This is a genomic window from Sphingobacterium sp. UT-1RO-CII-1 (assembly GCF_026711005.1).
In the GTDB taxonomy this organism is placed as follows: Bacteria; Bacteroidota; Bacteroidia; order Sphingobacteriales; family Sphingobacteriaceae; genus Sphingobacterium.
Genome location: NZ_JAPPVJ010000001.1, coordinates 524,677 through 547,811 on the forward strand (window position 1 = coordinate 524,677; position 23,135 = coordinate 547,811).

Genomic DNA, 23,135 nt, shown 5'->3' on the forward strand with positions numbered 1-23,135 from the left:
CATTAAAAAGTAGTAAAGCAATAATAATACCTCCATTTCCTAGGCTTCATACAGCTTTACCTATACGAACCCTATACAAACCCTCTATTATCCCTGATTTATTACTCTCTTATATAATAATTAGTTGCCAAGTTAGTGTCAATCTGTCTGCAAGCCATAGCTTATCTTTATTCACTTTGGATAAAAAACATACAATCGCTAGCTTTGTTAGATTAATAAGAACATAGGTATTACAACAGAATTAAATAGATTATGAAGATTATTGCCGTCGGAAGAAACTACATCGATCATGCGAAAGAATTAAACAACCCTATTCCGGAAAGTCCTGTGATCTTCATGAAGCCCGATACAGCCTTACTTAAAGATAATAAAGACTTTTATTATCCTGAATTTACTAGCGATGTACATTATGAAGTAGAGTTAGTAATCCGGATCTGTAACGAAGGAAAGCATGTTTCTAAAAAATTTGCTCATAAATATTTCGACGCTATAGGCTTAGGCATTGATTTTACTGCCCGCGATTTACAAACCTTACTTAAATCTAAAAACCTTCCATGGGAATTGGCTAAATCGTTTGATCACTCAGCGGTTATCAGCCATTTAGTACCTAAAGAAAACTTTGAAAACCCTCAAAACATCAATTTCAGCTTAACAAAAAATGGAAAAACAGTTCAACAGGGCAACACAAAAGACATGATCTTTGATATAGAGGCACTTATTGTATATATTTCACAATTTATCACATTACGTAAAGGAGATTTAATTTATACAGGAACTCCTGCAGGAGTAGGCGCTGTAAAAATAGGAGATCTATTAGAAGGTTTTATTGAGGATAACCCGATGTTTAAAACAGAAATCAAATAAATACACAACGATCCGCTATAATACTAGGCTTATACTATATATGAAGAGACTAACATTTATACTTTTCACCTTACTATTTTCCTCGGCTCTGCTTAAAGCTCAAAAAACAAGTGTCATCACTTCCAGAGATTATCCGCAAAATTACTTCCGCAATCCCTTGAATATTGCAATGGATGCGTCAGGAACTTTTGGAGAGCTACGTTCTACTCACTTTCATGCCGGTGATGATTACAGAACGCAGCAACGTATCGGTCTGCCCTTACACGCAGCAGCAGAAGGGTACGTTTCCCGAGTTCGAGTTCAAATAGGCGGCGGCGGAAACTCTGTATATATAACGCACCCTAACGGTTTTACGACAGCTTACCTCCATATGGATAAGTTTAATGATGCTCTTCAGAATATTGTGCGTGCAGAACAATATAAACTAGAACGTTTTGATGTAGACATAAGCTTAAAAGAAGACCAAGTACAACTAACAAAAGGACAATATATAGGTAATGCAGGTAATACTGGTGGTTCAGGAGGCCCTCACTTACATTTTGAAATCCGAGATACGAAAAGCGAGCACCCACTAAACCCACAACTTTTTGGGTTGAAATTTACCGATAATTTTCATCCGACAATAAACAGTCTAATGATATATGACCTGAACGATGAAATCTTTAATGAGCATACACCCCGCCGAACTTTACAGGTAAAACAAACCCGCGCTGGCACATACAACTTATCCCAAAGCAGTCCCGTAGCTGTCAATGGCAAATTTGGCTTAGGAATCAGCGCTATTGACAGACATAGGGCCGGAGGCTTTCAAAATGGTGTTTATTCGATTGAATTATTCATAGATGGGCAAGTTATTTCTTCAGCAATTTTTGAAGAACTTGACTATAATACGTCAAGAGGAATTCATTCGTATATAGATTATCCACACTGGAAAAAAACAAAAGTTAAAGTTCAAAAGTCATTTAAAGATCCCGGCAATCCAATTGATATATTCAAAACACTTAAAGACAGAGGTATCGTTGAATTAAATGAAGATAAAATATATGATGCAAAATATGTTGTTAAAGATGTAGCAGGCAACTGCAGTGAAATAGATTTCAAAATCCAAAACAACATTACTTCTAGCTCCCCAACCCAAAAAACAAATAGAGAGCAACGATTCAAATACAACGAAATAAATAGATTTGAAAAAGAAGACTTGCTTATTATTATGCCTGAAAATGTCCTATACGACGACTTAGACTTTACCTATAGTACGGACCTAAAACCTACAAACGGTTACTCAGTATTGCATAAAGTACATAATAACCTGACACCGTTATTTAGTAGCTATAACTTGCGCATAAAACCTTTGAGCTTACCATCTCACTTAGAATCAAAAGCTCTAATAGCCTCCATAGAGAACGGATCAGAGGGAGGTCAGTTCGAAGATGGCTGGGTGACCGTAAACACAAGAAACCTTGGCAGTTTTTACGTTACAGTAGACACCATTCCACCTACTATTACCGCAAGAAATCTTACTAATGGCAAGAATGTTTCAGGGCAACATAAAATAGACTTTACAATAGCAGATAACTTTTCTGGAATTCAGTCTTTTAATGGTTATATTGACGGCAATTGGGTACTTATGGAATATGACTCAAAAAATCGTCATTTATGGCATTCTTTTGACCCTAGCTTATCCAAGGGCACACATACATTTAAACTAATTGTCAAAGACTGGAAAGACAATGAAAAAGTATACGAAGCAAAGTTTATACGTTAATAAAAGAAAGACAAGTGATGTTTAAAAAACACGCAGCAATACATAAATATAATTAAGAATATATGAGCGCATTAGAAATTGGCAGTAAGGCCCCTGAAATTATCACCAAAAATCAAAATGGAGAGAACATAAAGCTTTCAGACTTCCAAGGGAAAAAGGTGATATTATATTTCTACCCAAAAGATAACACACCAGGTTGCACTACAGAAGCGTGCAATTTTCGAGATAATTATCAATCCTTATTACAAGAGGGTTTTGAGGTACTCGGCGTTAGTATAGATAGCGAACAGTCCCACCAAAAATTTATAGCCAAACATGAACTACCTTTTAATTTATTAGTAGATGAGGATCAAAAAATAGTCAATGATTATGGTGTTTGGGTAGAAAAAAACATGTACGGAAGAAAGTATATGGGCACAGCGCGTACTACTTTTGTGATTGACGAAAATGGTATTATCCTGCACATTATCAAAAAAGTAGATAACAAAAATGCAACGCAACAAATTCGCGACTTATTAACAAAATAAATCAACCTAATAACTTATATTTGCCTCTTATGAGCAAGCAAACAGACGATCTTTTTAAGAATATAGTATCGCACGCAAAGGAATATGGTTTTGTATTCCAATCGAGCGAAATTTACGACGGTTTAAGCGCCGTTTATGATTATGGTCAGTTGGGTTCTGAATTAAAAAACAACCTAAAGACTTATTGGTGGAAAGCCATGGTGCAGTTGAATGAAAACATTGTAGGAATTGACGCCTCTATTTTCATGCACCCAACAACTTGGAAAGCATCTGGGCACGTGGATGGATTTAGCGATCCGATGATTGACAACAAGGATTCGAAAAAAAGATACCGTGCGGATCAATTAATCGAAGACAAGATCGAGCGCTACGAAAAAGACGGCAAAACAGATAAAGCAGCACAGCTACAAAAAGATATGGACGATGCTTTAAACGATGACGATTTAGCGCGTTTAAAAGCTATCATAGAGGAGCACAACATCGTATGCCCCATGTCCGGAACAAAAAATTGGACAGACGTACGTCAATTTAATTTAATGTTCTCTACCCAGATGGGTGCCATGGCAGATGGAGCGGAACAGGTTTACCTACGCCCTGAATCGGCACAAGGTATCTTTGTAAATTTCTTAAACGTCCAAAAATCAGGGAGGATGAAAATTCCTTTTGGTATTGCACAGATTGGTAAAGCATTCCGTAATGAGGTAATTGCCCGTCAGTTTATCATGCGTATGCGTGAGTTTGAACAGATGGAACTGCAATTTTTTGTTCGCCCAGGAACAGAGTTAGAATGGTATGAGAAATGGAAAGAAGCTCGTTTAAAATGGCACTTAACTTTAGGTGCAGGGGCGGACAACTATCGTTTTCACGACCACGTAAAATTAGCACATTACGCAAATGCAGCTGTTGATATCGAGTACAATTTCCCTTTTGGATTCAAGGAAATCGAAGGTATTCACTCACGTACAGATTATGACTTAAAGCAACACCAAGAATATTCGGGTAAAAAACTACAGTATTTTGACCATGAATTAAATCAGAACTATATTCCTTATGTTGTTGAAACTTCCGTAGGTGTAGATCGTTTATTCTTGTCCGTATTTGCTAATGCATTGGTTCATGAAGACCTTTCCACTGAAGATAAAAAAGATTCACGTGTAGTATTGAAATTTCATCCAGCTATCGCTCCAGTAAAAGCAGCGATTATGCCGTTAACTAGGAAAGATGGCTTACCTGAAAAAGCACGTGAAATCATGGATAAATTGAAGTTCAACTATAACTTACAGTATGATGAAAAAGATTCGATCGGTAAACGCTACCGCCGTCAAGACGCTATCGGTACACCTTTCTGTATCACTGTAGACCATCAGACTTTAGAAGACAACACTGTAACGATACGCCACCGCGACAGCATGAAACAAGAGCGCATAGCTGCTGACGACTTAGGACGTATTATAGGCGACCTAACAAGTTGGAATAATCTATTACAACAATTAGTCTAAAAGTTCAAATAATTATAAGTGGAAGCTGTCTCAAATTTATTGAGGCAGCTTTTTTTGTTAAATATGACTATGAGATAAATTTGTGAGTTTTTTGTTGATTATTTCGCAGAACTGCTCATTTGGGAAGAAAAAGAACAAGAGACTGCCTTTTTGAGACAGTCTCTTTTTTTATCTCTAGAAATCAACCACAACCTCTTCATGCCATTTTTTATTAAGCATGACAGCAAAGCCTGAATTATTTCGTTTATCTAAAGGTAAAGCTCCACGAAAAACAAGTTGCATATTATTACCAACTGCCGCACTTACGTTGAAAGTATTTAAAAACTTGTCCTCTTTATCATACAGGACCAAGTTATAAGCTAAAGGAACAGATCCTATTGCATTACCTATAAATTGATTAAAGACTATTTCCTTGCTTTCTTTACTGAAATCAGGGTAAATAACAATCTCTGACTGATCCAAAATCGGATTTTTCATTTTTGTATTAAACGCAGCAAAAAAGTTTGGTTCATGTACTTCAGTAATAACAATTTTTTCAACATCGGAAAGGTCTTCTGTATTAGTAAATTCAAATTTAACTTGACTATAGTACCTATCCAGCGTTATAGTATACTGTTGTTCATCGAGCACCTCAAAATTATACACTACACCAAATATACTAGCTTCCGAGTTGGAAAACTTGTTACTCACAAAAAAATCATCGGCGTCCGCACGTTCAGATGATAGCAATTCTTCATTGGACTGATTCACAATAAAAGAAGCCATATAGCTACCCGCAGGTAATTGCAAAACAAAATCATCCATATTATCTTCTTCATATACTTCAGCCCCCTCAATAATCAGACTTCTTGTGACCGCATCAAAAACATGATAGTGAAATTTTTGAACACTACGATCACTCACTATATTTCCAACCCCTAAAAGCCTGATGTTATCAACACGAAAGGTTCCTGTTTTTTCATTATAAGCAGCTCCATCTCCCCTTTCACCTTCTTTGGGCTCTATCTTGACATAAAGATCTTTTAGCAAATCTAGCTCCACATCATCAAAATAAAAATCAAAGGAACTTTTGGAATAAGCGGTTTTAGTATTGAAAAATTGATTATCTTCTGCTAATAGGTGATATTCTTCCCCATCTTGTGAGTAGAAAATATCAAAAGATTTAGGTCCTGTATCTGATGATCCCACATCAAGACTAAAACTTTGCACTTCAACCACATTAAGTAAGGGCATCTTAATAATTAGCTCCTCAAGCCCCTTCAAAGACAAAGCTTTGCCTGCGGCATAAGTATCATACTTCCATCCTGCAACAAAAGATGCAGGTACCGAACCTCCATTATAAGTCATACTATGATCCGGACTATTATATTGATCCGCCCTCAAACTTTCGGCATTAAAAGACCAATAATATAAATACCCCTGCTGAATACGAACAGATCCATTCGGCTGCTGATCTATAGTTGCTATTTTATTTAAAGACCTTTGTGCAGCATCGGCAGTCATACTTTTAGAAAGTGGTCTAATGGAGTTTGACAACGGTTGGAAACGAAATCCTATCGTGTAACTTTCTTTATCATCTACTTCAAAGGCATCTTTAGAACAGGAAACGGAACAAAAAAAGATGATTAAAATCGAAAGCTTATTCCAAAAACAATTGGTGAGCTTTTTCATATTTACCAAATTTACAATCAGTTAAGACAAAGTAACTATTAAAATTTGAATAAACAAATACCTTGAATATAAAAAAGAGCAAGACCTCTCCAGTCTTGCTCTTCCAAAAATCAGTAAACGGCTTGTTTAATATTAAATCTTAATACTTTTCTTTTTGCCGTTCACCATAATATCTACACTTTCACCTTTCTTTCCCCTTACTTTATAATCCACAACTTCGCCATCTTTCCAAGTAATATCAACCGTATAATTTCCACGCGCTTTAAGTCCTTTAACAGCGCCTGTTTTCCAAGCTCCTGGCAAAGCAGGTAGCAGGTGTATATAGCCATCATGAGACTGTATTAGCATCTCTGCAATACCGGCAGACCCGCCAAAATTACCATCAATTTGAAACGGCGGGTGAGCACAAAATAAATTTGGATATGTTCCTGCACCATCTCCTTGATAAGTTGTGCCATCAGCAATGGCCGGTTTTAACAACTGCCTTAATATTTCTAAAGCGTGATCTCCATCATGTAACCTTGCCCAGAACAATATTTTCCACGCTCTAGACCATCCTGTTCCTTCATCGCCACGCACTTCTAAGCTTCTTTTTGCAGCATCTGCCCATTCAGGAGTAGTGATTGGAGAAACAAAATTCGCTGGATACAAGCCATACAAATGAGACACGTGCCTATGCTTGGGTTCAATCTCCTCGTAATCTTCTAACCACTCCATTACTCTACCTGAAGAGCTAACAACCACAGCGGGGGCTATTTTCTTTAGGTCATCTGTCAAAGCTGCCGCAAAATCATCATTAAGGCCTAAGATGTTATTAGATTCAATTATCGCCTGATAGAGCTCTCGAATAATCTGACTATCGATTGTTGGCCCCATTACAACTGCCGTCCGTTTACCATTTGGCAATTTAAATCCATTTTCGGGCGAAACTGACGGCGACGTGACTAGCCAACCTGTTTTAGGGTCTTGTACTAAAGTCGCTTTATAAAACTCTGCTGCTCCTTTCAATACAGGATAAATTTCAGCTAAATAATGTTTGTCCTGTGTGAATAAATAATGCTCCCATAAATGGTTACACAACCAACCCGACGCAGTACTAGCACCCCACGAAGCCTGCTCGCCAGGAGCCGAATACCCCCAAACATTTGTCATCATATAAACTACCCAACCAGGAGCGTTATAATAAGCTTTAGCCGTTTTCTCTCCTTCTTTCGCAATACGTTTAATTAAATCTATAAAAGGACGGTGATACTCTGATAAGTTACTTACTTCTACTCCCCAATGATTCATTTGCGCATTAATATTCAAATGATAATCTCCATTCCAGGGAGTTTGAATTTGATGCGCCCACAATCCCTGTAAATTAGGCGGCAAAGCTCGCTCATGTGTAGGTGCTGTACTTGCAATACTCAGGTAACGTCCAAACTGATAATACAGAGCTGCCATGCTATTGTCCTTTTCTGGGTTTTCGTAAAAGTTTTTAATACGTATATCCGTTGGCACACTATCCCTTTTAAAATCGTCTGCCAAGGTTAAACTTACCCGGCTAAAAGTAGATGAATAATTCTTTTGATGTTTTGACAACAACTTGCCATATTTCCAGCTTTCTGCCCCGAACAATTCCTTCGCTACTTTCTGTTTTGGTTCATACCCATAATAATCAGTAGCTGCAGAAAAATAAACCAAAACTTCATCGGCATTTTTCACAATAACCTGATGATCGTAATTTTTTGTAGTCCCACCTTTTGCTACCACTTTAATTTTACCCGCAAAATGGGTCCCCAGACCACCTTTACCATCTGGCAACGCACCTGACCAAGTAATCTCCGAATCACTCACTTGGATGTTTTGTATATTTTCTTCTCTATAAACATGAGTAGCAAAAGATATGGCTCCCTTTTTACTTGCCGTTAATCGAATAACACCAATATTTTTATCAAATGATGTAAAATACTCTCTTGTATAATGCACGCCATCTACCACAAAGGAGGTAGATGCTTTCGCTTTTTCAAGATCAAGTTCTCTTCGAAAATTAGACACCTCACCTGGGATCTGATGAATAAAGTTTAAAAAAGCAAAGTTTTGAAAACTACCATATGGTGCATTAGCTCCTGTTCCGAAAGCAGATCCTTGCCCGCTCGTTACAAAGTTTTTATTTACCAAAGCCTCCGCTAAGTCATTTTCTCCTGCAAAAAGATGCTGCTGAATGTCCTTTACACTTTTATAAGCTTCGTAATTATTGGGGTCTTCCGAGCTCCCTGACCACATCGAAATCTCATTGAGAACAATAGATTCATCAAGTACTTTCCCATCAGGCATCATGCCTATCAATCCATTACCCAAAGGAAGGGTTCCCTCCCAACGTTGAGCTGGTTTATCATACCATAATTTCAAATCTTGAGCATTTGACCCGAGGCTAAAAAATAAAAAAAATAAAAAGAGATACAGTTTAGGCATCATTATTAATATAATTAAAAAAATAAAAATCTTATTAAAGGCATGACTATTGCCATCCCAAAAAATACAACCGTGAAAATAGGTATTATTTGAATAGTCTATACATAGTTTTACATGATTCGACAAAACCACACTATAGAATTTAACTATATCCCATAAGATATAACAATATAAAACACTGATCTACAATGCTTATATTTGAAATAACAAGTTCACAAATAAAGAGATTATGAAAGACAATAATAAAAAAATCACAACAGCTTCTGGGGCTCCAGTTGCTTACTACCAAGATTCTATGTCCGCAGGTCCTCGGGGGCCACTGTTACTGCAAGATTATTTTTTACACGAAAAGCTTGCTCAATTTAATCGCGAGAGAATCCCCGAACGTATAGTACACGCTAAAGGTTCAGGAGCTTATGGTACTTTCACTGTAACGCATGATATAACAAAATATACACGTGCCAAATTTTTAAACCAAATTGGCAAACAGACGCGTCTGTTTATGCGTATGTCAACTGTAGGAGGAGAACGAGGTTCAGCAGACTCAGAGCGTGACCCACGTGGGTTTGCTATTAAATTTTATACGGAAGATGGTAATTATGATCTGGTAGGTAATAATACCCCTGTCTTTTTCATCAAGGATCCACGTAAGTTTCCAGATTTCATACACACGCAAAAACGAGACCCTTATACCAACTGTAAGTCTGCAACTATGATGTGGGATTTCTGGTCATTAAACCCGGAGTCTTTACATCAGGTAACAACCCTGATGTCAAATAGAGGTACACCCTTTGGTTTTCGCCATATGCATGGCTACGGAAGTCATACCTTCTCCATGATTAATGCGGCAAATGAACGTGTATATGTAAAGTTTCATTTTCGTACCGAGCAGGGTATTAAAAACCTGAGCGCAAAAGAAGCTACAGAATTGAGAGGAACAGATCCCGACTATGCACAACGGGATTTATATACTTCTATAGATAAAGGTGAGTTTCCCAAATGGAAATTATTTATTCAGGTAATGACCGAAGAACAAACAAAAGCATTCCGCTGGAATCCGTTTGATTTAACAAAAGTATGGTCTCAAAAAGAATATCCTCTTATCGAGGTTGGTATATTAGAACTTAACGAAAACCCTGATAATTATCATGCGCACGTGGAGCAAGCAGCTTTTGCCCCTGCTCATGTTGTAGATGGTATCGGTTTTTCTCCTGATAAAATGTTACAGGGTCGTATCTTATCTTACCCTGATGCACATCGCTACCGTTTAGGTTCAAATTTCGAACAGATCCCAGTAAATCGTTGTCCTTATATGGTAAATAATTATCATCGAGATGGACAAATGCGCGTGGATGGAAATGGGGGAAGCTCTCCAAATTATTTTCCAAATAGTTTCGATAATAGCATAGAAGATCCTGCTTATGCAGAACCAGCATTACAGCTATACAGTGATAAAGCTGACTTCTACGACCGTAATGAAAACGATGACGACCATTATACACAGCCGGGTGATCTTTATAGATTATTAGAGCCAAAAGAAAAACAAGATCTTATCGATAATATAGTGGATGCAATGTCGGGTATTGAGGGACCAAAACGTGAAGAAATTATCAACCGTCAACTATGTCACTGGTTTAGAGCAGATATGAACTTAGGAATGGGTGTAGCAAAAGGTTTAAATTTTTCTATGGACAGCTTGGCAGAACATATGCCAAAAAAATAGGATTGCGGTATACCTATCTTAGATCCTCATACTCTCAATTTATGATGCAGTGTGAGGATCTCTTCTTTTTATCAAAAAACTGCTAACAAGCTATTATAAAGACAAATAACATTCTTCTAAAAAAAATAATCAAATAAACTATATAAAATTAGTAGACTATGTTATAAATTTGTCCATCATGGAGAAAGATCAATCAAAAGTTATCAGGGAACAGGCTGAAAGATCAGCGCTTAGAGAACATTCTGTTCCTTTATATTTAACCTCAAGCTTCATATTTGATTCTGCAGAACAGGGCCGATCAATATTTGCAGACGAAGAAGCCGGCATGGTCTATTCTCGCTACGCTAATCCAAATACGACAGAATTTATAAATAAAGTCTGTATTCTTGAAGGAGCTGAAAATGGGTTGGCTTTCGCATCTGGCATGGCTGCTGTTTTCGCCTCCCTAGCTGGCTTTGTACAGAATGGCGACCATATTGTATCCTCTCGGGCTATTTTTGGCTCTACACATCAACTTTTAACACAACTATTCCCTCGATGGGGCATCACATCAACGTATGTTGATGCTATAGACAACACAGCTTGGGCAAGTGCAATACAAGAGAACACAAAAATAGTTTACCTAGAGTCGCCTTCTAATCCCGGATTAGAACTGGCTGATCTCGATTTTTTAGGTAAATTAAAAAAACAACATCCTCATATTATTTTTATTATAGACAATTGCTTTGCTACCCCTTACCTCCAAAAGCCTATCAACTATGGGTTTGACCTTTCAGTGCATTCGGCCACAAAATATATGGATGGGCAAGGACGAGTTTTAGGTGGGGTTATTGTTGGCAGACAGGATTTGATTGATAAATTAATGTTCTTTATCAGGCATACTGGTCCTGCCATGTCCCCCTTTAATGCTTGGGTACTTTCAAAAAGTTTAGACACATTGAGTTTACGTATGGAAAGACATTGCTCTAATGCCTTAGCGGTGGCGGAAATATTAGAGCACCACACGGAAGTAATCAAAGTAAATTATCCGTTTTTACCTTCACACCCACAATACGATCTAGCAAAAAAACAAATGAAAGCAGGGGGAGGAATTGTCACCTTCGAGGTGCAAGGAGGACAAGAACGTGCTTTTAATTTTTTAGATGCACTAAAAATGATATTATACACTTCAAATTTAGGAGATGCCAGATCAATAGCAACACACCCAAGCTCGACAACACATTCTAAACTGACAGAAGAAGAACGTGTACATTTGGGCATAAAACCAGGCACAGTTCGACTTTCTGTAGGCATTGAAGATAAGTCGGACATTATAAATGATATACTTCAAGCTTTAGAACAAACAAAATAAGCTACTCGGTAAATACTCTTGTAATATCACTAAAAATATAGCGCATTTGTACACTTAATACTTGTAGAAAACATTGACTTTTTCTATGTTCGCCTCCGTGTTTATTAGGAAGCTATATTTAACCAAACTAGTTTTCCTATTCAATACATAAACTCACTTCTAATAATGAAGGTGAACAAACATTTATCTTATGACAAAACAAACGATTACTTTTTTATTTCTCTTTTTAAGCTTTGTTGCTTTTGGACAGGTTGACAGACAAAAGCTTGAAGAGGCGCTATTTAATCTACCGGATGTTTCTTTTAAACATATCCCTAGTCAATCAGATAACGAGGTGACTTATGAACTTAAAGTAAAGCAACCTCTTGACCACCAAGACAAATCAAAAGGACATTTTTATCAAAGAGTTGTGTTTACACATAAAGGATTCGACAGACCAGTAATTATGGAAACAAATGGCTACGACCTTTATCCCTACCCTAGCGAGTTATCTTATATACTAGGCGCCAATTATTTAAATATTGAACACCGCTTCTTTGGCAATTCTATACCAGATGGAAAACCATGGCCCTACTTAACATTAGAACAGGTAACCGCTGATCTGCATAAAATAAATCAGTTATTTAAAGAGATTTATCAGGGTAAATGGATCAGTACAGGCGTTAGTAAGGGAGGACAAACGACATTATTTTACAAATATTTCTATCCCGAAGATGTTGATGTCGCCATCCCGTATGTTGCGCCTTTTGATTATGCGAAAGAAGACACCCGTATTTATGACTTCCTGGACAGCGTCGGTACGGCCACTTGCCGAAACAAAATAAGAACATTTCAACTTCATGTTTTAAAAAACAAGAAGCCTATTCTGGAAAAACTAAAATGGTATGCACAAGGTAAAAACTTAACATTCGATTATATAGGAGGTCTAGAAAAAGCTTTTGAGTACGCTGTTTTAGAATATGATTTTTCTTTTTGGCAATCACAAATTTCTTGTGATGATATTCCATCTCTTCAGAACTTAGACGCCGTTGTAGAGCACTTTAACAAAGTAAGTGATATTTCATTCTTGGATGATAAAACAATGAAGAAGTTTGAATCACATTACTATCAAGCAGGTACACAAATGGGATATTATGGCTATAATATAGAACCTTTTAAAAAATACGTAAGCTTTAGCTCTAATCCTTCCGCTGTACATATGCCTAGCAGTGCCAAAAATGAAGAATTTTCAGACACATTAATATTGAAGGTTAAAAACTGGTTAGAAACAGATGCCAACAATCTTCTGTACATATATGGAGAAACAGACACATGGAGTGCTACTAGGGTAACCCCTTCGGTCAATACAAATTCTCAAAGCTTTATACTCCCTGGAAAAGGACACTATGAAGCTCGCATAAAAAACATGAGTTCAGAAATGAAAAAAGATTTTTTTAATAAACTACAAAGCATGAGCGGAGTAGTTCCTATCAAACAATAATATTATAATATAAACAGAGGGCGATCATTTTGAGATGATCGCCCTCCATATATAAGCATAACTATCCTTAAGACAATTACTTATATTTTATTAACATCTTAAACTATCAAAGGACGGCAAGTGCTTTGTCATAGTTTGGTTCATCTGCAATTTCAGCCACTTGCTCCGTGTATAAGACTTTTCCACCTTCATCTATGACTACAACAGCACGACTTAATAAGCCAGCTAACGGTCCATCAACAATTTTAAGCTGGTAAGCATCTGAGAAACTAGAGTCTTTATATTCAGAAAGTGTCTCCACATTCTGTATACCTTCTGCTGCACAAAAACGTTCTTGTGCAAAAGGTAAATCTTTTGAAATGCATAACACTACCGTATTTTCCAAGGCAGCAGCTTTTTCGTTAAACGCTCTAACAGAGGCAGCACATGTGCCTGTATCAATGCTAGGAAAAACGCTCAATATTATTCTCTTTCCTTTATAATTTTGTAGTTTTTTATCCGAAAGGTCACCTGCAGTTAACTTAAAATCTGGAGCCTGAGAACCTATTTGAGGTAAGCTTCCAACTGTATTAATCTCAGCCCCTTTAAATGTAATTTTCGCCATATCTTCTAAAATTTTATGTCAGTTAAGATACAAAAAATTAATAGCTTATCTGCGAATTAGGATTAAAACTTACTCTGTTTTAACATAAGCACAAACACGCATGAACACGAAATAGCATGAGTGTTATTAAAGTTACATAAGCATCTAAATTTTAACGAAATGAAAAATAAAAATGTTAAATAATTGATTCATTTTGCTTTAGACACAAAAAAAAGCTATGTTAGCATAATATAAACTAATGTAGTATGTGCTAACCAAATTTTTGTTATATGAGAAAATTATTACTCGGCTTATTACTTGCCTCTCCCTCCTTACTTTGGGCTCAGGGATCACAGGTCAACACTCAAAGCCAAAAAGCAGTAGGTATGGCTGGAGCAGGATCAGCGTTATTCGTTGATGAATCCTCTATTTTTTATAGCCCTGGTGCCTTGGCCAAAATGAATGGAAATGCGGTTTCAGCTAATGTCAGTGCAATTATGTACCGATCAGCTTTTCAAGAGGCTGGTGCAAATGAGGTCTATGATACTAAATTCAAAATCACACCACCGTTCTCTGTCTTTGCAACATTTAGCCCTGAAGGAGCACGCTGGAAAGCGGGACTAGGCATTTATACTCCTTTTGGTGGTTCAGTAAATTGGGGAGAAGAATGGCCAGGCAAATATGAATTAAATCATTTACAGATGCGAGCCATCTACATACAACCTACCATAAGTTACAAAATCACAGAAAACTTAGGTATAGGTGCCGGTTTTGTTTACAACCTTGGTTTAGTAGATCTTTCAAGATCATTGCCAGTAAGCGGTCCTGATGGTAAATCGGGTAGAGCAGAGTTATCCGGCACAGGAACGGGGACAGGCTTTAACGTAGGGGCACATTATCATGTAGAGGATGTATTTGCTCTTTCTGTTAGCTACCGTTCTAAAGTAAATACAAAGTTAAAGAATGGCGACGCTGAATTCACAGTACCTGATGCATTGGCTTCTTCTTTTCCAAACACAACTTTTAATGCAGAACTTCCATTACCAGCATCCTTGAACATAGGGTTAAGTTTCCCTGTAAGTTCGAAGGTTGATATTGCGGCAGATGCTACATTTTTAAACTATTCGGTGTACAAAAAACTTGTTTTTGACTACAAAGACAATACCCCAGTATTAACCGATACGGAGCAAGAAAAAAATTATAAAAATGGTTTTTCTGGAAAAATAGGTGTTAACTACCAGACAACCCCGAAATTAGCTTTACGAGCAGGTATGGGATACGTAGCATCACCTGTAAGAGCAGAATATGTATCTCCAGAAACACCGGACAATGATCGTATTATGGGTTCTATCGGATTCACTTACGGCATTTCTGACAAATGGGAACTCTCGGGCGCCTATGTACTACAACATTTAAAAAGCCGTCATGTCACCAGCGTAGCAACAGGTCTTTCTGGCATCTACGAAACAAACATTCACGCTCCGGGCATATCATTAACTTATAAATGGTAATTACGATGAAAAATATTTTAAAGAACATCCATCTATATATTGGCTTTGCATCAGTAGCTCTTTTAGCTTCTTGTAAACCTGAAATAGAGTCCTTCAAGCCTTCAGCGGGCGAACAAGCTAATTTTTCAAAATATATAGCAATTGGCAACTCCCTAACAGCTGGTTTTGCAGACGGAGGCTTATATTTAGAAGGACAACAAGTAGCATTTCCTAATCTTATCGCTACACAATTACAGCAAGTTGGCAATAAAAGTTTCAATAGCCCATTTTTTACAGAAGACCAACGTAATGGTTCAGGATACTTACGCCTTAAAGCGTTGATTAATGGACAGCCACAAATGGAAAGCGTGACTACTGAATTGGCTGTTCGTGGCGTAAACACTGAGGGAAAGCCCCTATATACAAAATATACAGAAGAAATACATAACTATGGTGTTCCTGGGATGCGTTTGGATATGGCGTTTGCCCCCTATATAGGAACAGCGATGGGTAACCCCTATTTTGAACGTTTATTGCCTGACAACACAGATCCAATGTACACATACAAAGAGCATGTAACATCGAAAGATCATACGTTTTTCACGTTTTGGCTAGGGAACAACGATGTCTTGGGCTACGCTACCAATGGTGCAGTAGAAGAGGACGCGACCTCTAAACTCACTGATGTCGCAACATTCAAGCATTTATACAGCTCATTTTTAAAAGATTTAACTACTAACAAACAAAAGGGTATACTTGCCACAATTCCAGATGTAACAGCTATACCCTATTTTACCACCGTTACAAGGGCTGCACTACTCGCTACTGTACAAGCAAGTGCCCCAGAAGTAGAGCAGTTATTTATTGAAACAGGTGATGGTTCGGTGCGTCCGGCAACAGATGAAGACCTTTTTGTATTACCTTTTTCGTCGGCTGGATTATTGGGACAAGTAACACCTGAATTGCCTATTCCTTATGGTTTACACCCTAAAAACCCAATAGAGAGTAAATATGTTTTAGACCCTGCAGAAGTTACAATTATCAAGCAACGAGTGGAAGACTTTAATAATATCATTAAAGAAAATGCCAAACAGTATGACTTAGCCGTAGCGGATGCTTATACTTTTTTGAATCAAGTAAAATCTCCCGGCATTATGTATAATGGTCTAGGAATAAATGCCTCATTCATCACAGGAAATGCTTTCTCTTTGGATGGCATTCATTTAACTCCTCTGGGAAATGCACTGATGGCAAATTTATTTATTGACGCCATCAATAAAACATATGGTAGCAATATTTCAAAAATAAACGCTTCTAATTATAGAGGTGTGAAGTTCCCATAATGACACTTCATATAAAGAGAGAAGAGAGCCTCGCTAGTTAAACTAACGAGGCTCTCTTTTCTCTCAAACCTCTTAAATAGTGAATAAAACTTTTACTCATTTATCAGGAGGCCGCCTTAGTGTGACAATCCCCTGCAAAATCACTTTTACACACATATCCTAGTATCTTAAGGTATAGAAACTTTCTATAAAAGACTCTTAAAAGAAAGTTTTCTCAAAGGTATTTTCGGCCGTTACCCAGATCTAACTTTTAATCTGTAAATTTGAGGAAGCCCAAAAGGCTATTATAACAAGCATTTATTTTATGAAAGTACAATTAAAACGCATGAACGACGCTGTTCACTTCGAAGCATCAAGTGAACAATCTCCCATAAAAGTAAATATAGATGGAGCAGAAAGTATAGGGGGAGAAAATAAAGGAGTCCGCCCAATGGAATTAGTGCTCATGGCACTTGGGTCGTGTAGTGTCTTTGACTTATCTACAATCTTAAAAAAACAACGTCAGGATGTACAAGATATCCAGGTCGAAGTATCTGGGGATCGTCGAGAAGAAGTTCCTAATATTTTCACAAAAATTCACATTACCTTTAGTTTAAAAGGTAATATAGATGAAGAAAAAGCCCAAAAAGCAGCAGAACTCGCTGTTAAAAAATACTGCTCGGTACACGACATGCTTGTAGCAGGGGGAGTAGAAATAACATATAGTTTAAAATTTATTTAAGGGAGTTTTTCTTCCACAATCTTTCGGCCCATCTTCCTACTAGCCAAAAGGAAACGGCTAACAATAAGAAAAAGATGGTCCGATTGATATTATCCCAAAGATATTCAACAAAACGTGTATAGAGATTCAGTATAAAAAAAACAAAACCGATATCACGTGACACCACATCTTTTATGCGCATTCCATAAATCGCTAAACCACCTGAAACCAGGGTTGCCAATAAACCCCAATAGAAAATATGGTATTGCCTAACCTGTGACCAAGCCTCAAAACTACCATAGTTTCCAAATATTGAAAGGCACCATAAAGCAATCATAAGATACAGGAGACCGACAACATAACTGATTGATACAAAAGGCACCAATGGTTTGATTTTACGCTGCCCCAATAAGGCAAAACCAGTTAATAGAAAACCAAATATGGTAAACCGTAAAGGATAATTCATACCCCAAAATTTAAAGCCCCAATTGCTATAATAAGCTGTTTCGGTAGCAAACCAGATACCTAAAGCAATTAGCGTAAAAACCCACAACAGATCAGATCGGAGTCGAACGGCTAAAAAAGCATATATGCCTATGGATAATAAAAAAAGTACCGTATACTGTCCGGTATTCCGATCTAATATTTGCCCCAAAAAACCTATAGATGTTGCTGTAGCAAATGCTCCTGCCAACATAAGAGTTTCATTGGAGAAAGTTTTCTCAGGATATCTTTTTTTATTTCTAAAACCTAATGCATAAAATAATAATGATAAAAGAGCAAATGCAAGACAAAACACGATATTTGGTGTTTCATAAAACTGCTCAACAAAGCGAAGTAACGTATCATCTGAAAAGATCGAAAACACAGAAAAGACTAAAGAAACTAATGCTATCCAAAAAGCATATTTAGCCAATACTTTCCATTCGAAACCTTTCTCTACAATATTCTCCCTTAACTGATCCCTCTTTTCATCAGTCAATAGTCCCTCATTTTGCCAATGAGCCAGAGCCTCTTCAACAACTTCTTTGTCGTTCTTACTTAAATCTAGCTTTTTCAAAGGATATAATGTTAAGTAAGCTAAATTACATATTATAGTAGAGAACTCTATATTTAATATCGATAGCAAATGTCATCGAGTATAATGATATAAAGCTTATTTTGTATGATCAAATTAAAAACATGTTGCTAATCGATGAGTTCGCACTCCATTTAAATTTCTGTACCTTTGTGGCTTGCAAAATTCAGAATATAACGATATGAATTCCTTACAGCAGCACACCCCTATAGATTTGGTCGAACAACGTGAAATCGAAGTCTTTGGAGCCCGCGTTCACAATCTAAAGAATATAGATGTCGCGTTCCCTCGTAACCAGCTTGTAGTCGTTACAGGCCTTAGTGGTAGTGGAAAATCATCCTTAGCTTTCGACACTATCTATGCCGAAGGACAACGCCGTTATATGGAAACTTTTTCTGCTTATAGCCGCCAATTCTTAGGTGGTATGGAAAGACCTGATGTTGATAAAATATCAGGTCTTAGCCCCGTTATATCTATTGAACAGAAAACAACAAATAAGAACCCACGGTCAACCGTAGGTACTATTACAGAGATTTATGACTTTCTTCGTTTACTATATGCTCGAGCAAGTGAAGCCTATTCATATGTTTCGGGTAAACCGATGGAGCGTATGTCAGAAGAACAAATCGTGGATAGAATTTTAGCAGACTTTAACGGCGAGCCTATTTACATATTAGCACCAGTAGTGAAAGGCCGTAAAGGTCACTACCGAGAGCTATTTGAACAAATACGCAAACAGGGGTATACCAAAGTACGTGTCGATGGGGAAATATTGGATGTTGTTCCGAAAATGCAGGTAGATCGTTATAAAACGCACGATATTGAAACTGTTGTTGACCGTTTGTATGCAACAGAGGAAGATAAAAAACGACTCTACACTTCTGTTATGCAAGCGATGAAAACCGCTAAGGGAATTATAAAGATTGCGAACAAAGATGATAAAGAACAATTTTTCAGCCGTTATCTTATGGATGCAGAGTCTGGGATCTCATACGATGAACCGCAGCCGAACACCTTTTCTTTCAACTCTCCCTATGGCGCCTGTGAACGATGTGACGGTTTAGGCTATATCTTCGAGATTGATAAAGATATCGTTATTCCGGATAAAAAAATAAGTATTGATAAGGGGGGGATTTTACCTTTAGGTTCAGCACGTGAGTCATGGACTTTTCAGGTTATTAAAGCTGTCGCTAAAAAACTTGACTTTTCAACAAGCAGTCCACTTTCTAAAGTATCCAATGAACAAATAGACATACTACTTTTTGGCGGTGAAGAACCTATATCATTAACCGTATCCTACGGCAGCTACGGCTCTCGTGAATATAGTGTTAAATTTTCAGGGTTATTTAAAATGCTTGAAGAAATGCATGGCCGAGGCTCTGATGACTCGCCGGCCTTAGATGATTTTCGCACGCAGACTACCTGTCCCAGCTGTAAAGGCGCTCGATTAAAAAAAGAGTCTCTTTATTTTAAAGTTGATAATAAGAATATTTCAGAGCTCGCATCCATGGATATCTTAACGTTAAGAAATTGGATGGAAGGTATAGAGGAACGGCTTTCTGATAGACAAAATACGATTGCTACGGAAATACTAAAAGAGATCCGCGCACGATTAGGCTTTTTATCCGACGTTGGCTTAACTTACTTGACTTTAGACCGGTCCTCCAAAACACTGTCAGGAGGAGAAGCCCAACGCATCCGTTTAGCTACCCAGATAGGTTCACAATTGGTCAACGTTTTATACATTTTGGATGAACCAAGCATTGGCCTACACCAACGGGACAATGAACGTTTAATTAACTCGCTTAAAAATCTCCGAGATATAGGCAACTCTGTTCTCGTGGTTGAGCACGATAAAGATATGATATTAGAGGCGGACTATGTTATTGACATGGGGCCGGATGCAGGTATAAATGGAGGAGAAATAGTTGCACAAGGCACGCCTATAGAAATTATTAAGAGTAATACTTTAACAGCTGCTTATCTAAATGGACAAAAAGAGATAAAAACACCCGAAACAAGACGTAAGGGAAATGGAAAACTCCTTTCCTTAAAAGGGGCGAAAGGTAATAATCTTAAAAATGTTAGTGTCGATTTTCCTTTGGGGAAATTAATACTGGTTACAGGTGTTTCTGGTTCAGGAAAATCATCATTAATTACAGGAACCTTATATCCAATATTAAATAAACATTTCTTTCGTGCAAAAGCCACCCCTATGCCCTATAAGAGCATAGATGGTTTAGAGAACATTGACAAGGTTATTGAGATCGATCAAAGTCCTATTGGCAGGACGCCACGGTCGAACCCTTCGACTTATACAGGTGTTTTCTCGGATATACGTACACTATATGTACAATTGCCTGAAGCCAAAATCAGGGGCTATAAACCAGGCAGGTTCTCTTTCAACGTCAAGGGAGGACGCTGTGAGACCTGCCAAGGGGCTGGGATGAAGGTCATAGAAATGAATTTTCTACCGGATGTGCAGGTTCCCTGTGAGACCTGTCAAGGCAAGCGATATAATCGGGAGACATTGGAAGTCCGTTATCGGGGAAAGTCGATCTCCGATGTTCTCGATATGAGTATTGATGAAGCTGTTGAGTTTTTTGAAAACATGCCGTCTATCTATCGAAAAATTAAGACTTTACAAGATGTAGGTTTAGGTTATATTACGTTAGGCCAATCTTCCACAACATTATCAGGAGGAGAAGCTCAGCGCGTCAAACTCGCAACAGAACTTTCTAAAAAAGACACAGGAAACACTTTTTACATCTTAGATGAACCTACAACGGGCTTACACTTTGAAGATGTCAACGTTCTTTTAGGTGTTATCAACCGGCTTGTGGACAGAGGGAATACAGTGCTTATTATTGAACATAATCTTGATGTTATCAAAACAGCAGACTGGATAATTGATATGGGTCCGGAGGGTGGTAACCAAGGAGGAAAACTTATGTTTTCCGGTATTCCAGAAGACCTTATTAAAGAAAAGAATAATGAAACTGCTCGCTTTTTAAAACTTGAAATGTAATATTTAGAAGCTGGTGGCGTACTTACCAACGACCGCCAGCTCCTCCACCTCCTGACGACCCTCCTCCGAAACTCCCGCCACCCCTAGAGCCGCCTCCCGAATTTGACGAGCCGCCTCCAGAACTGCTCGATGAGCTTCTTGTTAATTTAGGTATAATAAAATCGCCTAATACTTCTTCAAGGCCACAATTCTGACACCTATTGTAATAATCGCCCCTTCCTTCTCTTGTGTAAGTTGCCGAAACATGTGTGCGGCTCAAGTTAACTTGTTTCGTTTTAAAATGACATTTTTCACAATTTACAAATCCCTTAACCATCCCTTCCCAAGAAACTAGCTTCCGTTTTCCTGTCTTCTTATCAATCCAAATTTCATATGTCTTGCTCCCAATACTCTCCTCTTTGATTTGTCCTGAGGACAAATAGTTTTTAATTTTCAACGAGGGTTCATCTCTACTTAAACGTACCCAGTCTCCGATATTATCAGGAGCTATTAATCGCATATTTAAACCAGCAAACCGGCGCACGTAGTTGTAAAATATAAACCAGGAAAAAGGAGTTAAAAGCATTGGTAAAAAATTAGCTTTGACAAAACTACGTAATGCTTGTTGTCTTAGCGCTTCATCCTTATAAGTCGCCATTAGCGCCTTAGACTGATCCGTATAATGAACAAAAAGAACCAAACTACAAAACACTGCTATAAAGTATGGCAAATTCTTCAACTGATAGACCTTTTCTAGACTATTAAATAAAAAGAGAAAAACAAAAAGAGAGAAAAACATCAGTAAAAACATTAGAAACACACCTCCCCAAAAGGGATGTATACTCTTGGAAACTTTTTTCTTCATTGGTCCTTGGTAACGTTTCCCAATTCTTTTTATCCATAAATAGGCCACAAAAAAAGAAATTAAAATATAAAGAATGGTAGAAAACATCGGGTTTTTCCAATGAAAAAAAGGAAGTGCAGAAGGAAGACTCCGCTCTAACTCAGCCTTAGTATCAGGTGCCAAAAGTACTTGCTTAATTATTTGAGAAGCATTTAACACACCAGAACTATAATCTTCATTTTTAAAATCAGGCACTAGATAGCGTTCGCCAATACGCTTCAAATAGATGTCAGGGAATATAGCCTCCAAGCCATAGCCTGACACAAAGCGATATTCTCTTCTGTCTTTTGCTACAACAAGCAGTAATCCATTGTTTTTGTCTTTCTTACCTATCCCCCAGGTATTAAATAAATCAAAAGCATATTCAAAAAGATCTGATCCAGGGAAATTATTAATGACAACAATGGCATATTCTGCTTCTATCCCCTGTTCAATTTCTTGTGAAATACTATTAAGTTCTGCGACCACCCCCGATGAAAGTATACCATCAGGGTTACTAACAAACAATTCTTGACCTTGATCTTTTGGATTTTCTGGGAACTGTCTTTCGTTCTGGGCAAACACACACTTGACACAAATACAAACAAAGACGAGCAAACAACGAACAATAGACATGACCAACTATTAAAATCTAAAATGCTAAGTTGGTTAATTATTTTAAAACAAACGTAGAAAACCAGTCCGTTTTTTCAT

At 37.5% G+C, this 23,135-nt stretch carries 16 protein-coding genes; 11 read left to right on the top strand and 5 right to left on the bottom strand.

Annotation, left to right across the window (positions count from 1 at the left end):
* Positions 1-252: 252 nt before the first annotated feature.
* From ORI89_RS02120 to ORI89_RS02135, 4 genes are all read left to right on the top strand, one after another.
* Positions 253-864, top strand: a complete 612-nt coding sequence (locus tag ORI89_RS02120; protein WP_268228772.1) for a fumarylacetoacetate hydrolase family protein — start codon at positions 253-255, stop codon at positions 862-864.
* A 40-nt stretch (positions 865-904) separates the two neighbouring features.
* Positions 905-2,629 (top strand): M23 family metallopeptidase, encoded by a 1,725-nt coding sequence (locus tag ORI89_RS02125; protein ID WP_268228773.1) that lies wholly within the window; start codon positions 905-907, stop codon positions 2,627-2,629.
* Positions 2,630-2,691: 62 nt separating this feature from the next.
* The gene (gene bcp / locus ORI89_RS02130) at positions 2,692-3,156 is read left to right on the top strand and encodes a thioredoxin-dependent thiol peroxidase (protein ID WP_268228774.1); all 465 of its coding nucleotides are present in this window, start codon (positions 2,692-2,694) and stop codon (positions 3,154-3,156) included.
* A gap of 29 nt (positions 3,157-3,185) precedes the next feature.
* On the top strand, positions 3,186-4,655 hold the full coding sequence (locus tag ORI89_RS02135) for a glycine--tRNA ligase (protein WP_268228775.1): 1,470 nt from the start codon (positions 3,186-3,188) through the stop codon (positions 4,653-4,655).
* Between the two features lie 174 nt (positions 4,656-4,829).
* Here ORI89_RS02135 and ORI89_RS02140 read toward each other — a convergent pair whose 3' ends face one another.
* Positions 4,830-6,326: a hypothetical protein gene (locus ORI89_RS02140; protein ID WP_268228776.1), complete on the bottom strand. Its 1,497-nt coding sequence runs from the start codon at positions 6,324-6,326 to the stop codon at positions 4,830-4,832.
* A 132-nt stretch (positions 6,327-6,458) separates the two neighbouring features.
* The gene (locus ORI89_RS02145) at positions 6,459-8,720 is read right to left on the bottom strand and encodes a glycoside hydrolase family 95 protein (protein ID WP_268228777.1); all 2,262 of its coding nucleotides are present in this window, start codon (positions 8,718-8,720) and stop codon (positions 6,459-6,461) included.
* A 292-nt stretch (positions 8,721-9,012) separates the two neighbouring features.
* Between ORI89_RS02145 and ORI89_RS02150 the strand changes: the two genes are divergently transcribed.
* The 3 genes from ORI89_RS02150 to ORI89_RS02160 all read left to right on the top strand — a co-directional run bounded on the left by ORI89_RS02150 (position 9,013) and on the right by ORI89_RS02160 (position 13,337).
* The gene (locus tag ORI89_RS02150; protein WP_268228778.1) at positions 9,013-10,506 is read left to right on the top strand and encodes a catalase; all 1,494 of its coding nucleotides are present in this window, start codon (positions 9,013-9,015) and stop codon (positions 10,504-10,506) included.
* A 178-nt stretch (positions 10,507-10,684) separates the two neighbouring features.
* Positions 10,685-11,857, top strand: a complete 1,173-nt coding sequence (locus tag ORI89_RS02155; RefSeq protein ID WP_268228779.1) for a trans-sulfuration enzyme family protein — start codon at positions 10,685-10,687, stop codon at positions 11,855-11,857.
* A gap of 190 nt (positions 11,858-12,047) precedes the next feature.
* Positions 12,048-13,337, top strand: a complete 1,290-nt coding sequence (locus ORI89_RS02160) for a S28 family serine protease (protein ID WP_268228780.1) — start codon at positions 12,048-12,050, stop codon at positions 13,335-13,337.
* 106 nt (positions 13,338-13,443) lie between these two features.
* Here ORI89_RS02160 and tpx read toward each other — a convergent pair whose 3' ends face one another.
* Positions 13,444-13,941 carry a thiol peroxidase gene (tpx, locus tag ORI89_RS02165; RefSeq protein WP_268228781.1) on the bottom strand — a complete coding sequence of 166 codons (498 nt, stop codon included), beginning with the start codon at positions 13,939-13,941 and terminating at the stop codon, positions 13,444-13,446.
* Positions 13,942-14,210: 269 nt separating this feature from the next.
* Between tpx and ORI89_RS02170 the strand changes: the two genes are divergently transcribed.
* From ORI89_RS02170 to ORI89_RS02180, 3 genes are all read left to right on the top strand, one after another.
* The gene (locus ORI89_RS02170; RefSeq protein ID WP_268228782.1) at positions 14,211-15,431 is read left to right on the top strand and encodes an OmpP1/FadL family transporter; all 1,221 of its coding nucleotides are present in this window, start codon (positions 14,211-14,213) and stop codon (positions 15,429-15,431) included.
* A 5-nt stretch (positions 15,432-15,436) separates the two neighbouring features.
* On the top strand, positions 15,437-16,753 hold the full coding sequence (locus ORI89_RS02175; protein ID WP_268228783.1) for an SGNH/GDSL hydrolase family protein: 1,317 nt from the start codon (positions 15,437-15,439) through the stop codon (positions 16,751-16,753).
* 304 nt (positions 16,754-17,057) lie between these two features.
* On the top strand, positions 17,058-17,474 hold the full coding sequence (locus ORI89_RS02180; protein ID WP_268228784.1) for an OsmC family protein: 417 nt from the start codon (positions 17,058-17,060) through the stop codon (positions 17,472-17,474).
* On the opposite strand, the gene ORI89_RS02185 is transcribed toward ORI89_RS02180, so the two are convergent.
* Positions 17,467-18,513, bottom strand: a complete 1,047-nt coding sequence (locus tag ORI89_RS02185; RefSeq protein WP_268228785.1) for a DUF2157 domain-containing protein — start codon at positions 18,511-18,513, stop codon at positions 17,467-17,469. The genes ORI89_RS02180 and ORI89_RS02185 overlap by 8 nt on opposite strands.
* 199 nt (positions 18,514-18,712) lie before the next feature.
* Here ORI89_RS02185 and uvrA point away from each other — a divergent pair, with 199 nt between their 5' ends.
* Positions 18,713-21,559, top strand: a complete 2,847-nt coding sequence (uvrA, locus tag ORI89_RS02190; protein WP_268228786.1) for an excinuclease ABC subunit UvrA — start codon at positions 18,713-18,715, stop codon at positions 21,557-21,559.
* A 22-nt stretch (positions 21,560-21,581) separates the two neighbouring features.
* Here the strand turns inward: uvrA and ORI89_RS02195 are convergent, their stop codons facing one another.
* Entirely contained in the window at positions 21,582-23,006 is a 1,425-nt protein-coding gene (locus ORI89_RS02195; RefSeq protein ID WP_268228787.1) for a TPM domain-containing protein, read from the bottom strand.
* Positions 23,007-23,135 lie beyond the last annotated feature (129 nt).